Genomic DNA, 1,396 nt, shown 5'->3' with positions numbered 1-1,396 from the left:
GTGTTCGACGGCATCGACATCGACTGGGAATACCCGGTGGCCTGCGGTATTGCCTGCGGCACGCCCGAGGACAATGCCAACTTCACCGCGCTGATGGCCGAATTCCGCCGCCAGCTCGATGCGGTGCGTCCGGGCTTGTTGCTGACGGTGGCGGTCGGCGCCGGCATCGACAAGATCCGCGTCACCGATCCGGCCGCGTACCACCCGTACCTGGACTACATCAACGTGATGACCTACGACTTCCATGGCGCGTGGGATGCGAAGACCAATCACCAATCGGCCCTGTTCGATTCGCCGAGTGATCCGTCCACCGGCGACCAGAAGCTGTACAACAGCAACGACGCCATCGAGGCCTTCATCAGCCGCGGTGTCCCCGCCGCCAAGCTCAACCTGGGCATCGGTTATTACGGGCGTGGCTGGACCGGGGTGACCAACGCCAACAACGGCCTGTACCAGAGCGCCACCGGTGCGGCACCGGGCACCTATGAGGCCGGCATCGAAGACTGGAAGGTGCTGAAGAACCTGGCGTGGCAGGGCTATACCGACAATACCGCCGGGGCCACCTGGATCTACAACGGCAGCACGCTGTGGAGCTTCGATACCCCGGCCAACATCACCCGCAAGATGGGCTACGTGAAGACCCAGGGACTGGGCGGTGCGTTTGTCTGGGAGTTCAGCGGCGACGACGCGCAGGGCACGCTGACCAAGGCGGTCAGTGATGGGTTGAAATAAAGAAAAAAGCCGGGGGCGTGTCGCACCCCCGGCTTTCTGCATGATGCATCCGCCGGGCATGGCCCGGCGCTACCCGCCCATCCACGGTAGCGCCGGGCCATGCCCGGCGGCGTTTCAATCAGCGCTTGGCCGACAGCTTCTCCAACGCGGCACGCAGCTGCGCCGGCGGCAGGTAGCCGCCGAGCTGGGTGCCATCCGGTGCGAAGATGGCCGGCGTGCCGTTCACGCCCAGCTGCTGGCCCAGGGCGTACTGCATCGCCACCGGGTTGGTGCAGTTCTTCGCGGCCACCGTGCCACCGCGCTTGGCATTGGTCAGGGCCTGGCGACGATCGGCCGCGCACCAGACCGAGATCATGTCAGTGTAATCCTTGCTGCCCAGCCCCATGCGCGGGAAGGCCAGGTATTCAACCGTGATGCCGTTGCGGTTGAGCTCGGCGATGTCCTGGTGCAGCTTGCGGCAGTAGCCGCATTCAATATCGGTGAACACGCTGATGGTGTATTTCGCGTTCGGCGCGGCGAACACGATGCGGTCACCATGATTGGCCTTGGCCAGCAGATCGCGACGGTAGCCCAGCAGGCCTTCGCTGTTGGCCGGGCTCTTGGCGCGGGTGTCGTAGGGCTGCGACTGGAACAGGTAGCGGCCGTCGTCGGAGACGTACAGCAG

General features: G+C 64.8%; 2 protein-coding genes. One reads left to right on the top strand and one right to left on the bottom strand.

Annotation, left to right across the window (positions count from 1 at the left end):
• Positions 1–732, top strand: a 732-nt coding sequence (locus DBR20_RS07880) for a glycoside hydrolase family 18 protein (protein WP_146186972.1), incomplete at its 5' end; no start/stop codon positions are given.
• A gap of 118 nt (positions 733–850) precedes the next feature.
• Here the strand turns inward: DBR20_RS07880 and DBR20_RS07875 are convergent.
• Positions 851–1,396 (bottom strand): thioredoxin fold domain-containing protein (locus DBR20_RS07875; protein WP_108265795.1); only part of this gene is annotated, 546 nt, incomplete at its 5' end.

The sequence above is a fragment of the Stenotrophomonas sp. HMWF023 genome (assembly GCF_003060985.1).
GTDB lineage: Bacteria > Pseudomonadota > Gammaproteobacteria > Xanthomonadales > Xanthomonadaceae > Stenotrophomonas > Stenotrophomonas lactitubi.
Note: the sequence above shows the minus strand (reverse complement) of the source record. Positions and strands in the feature narration are given on the sequence as shown.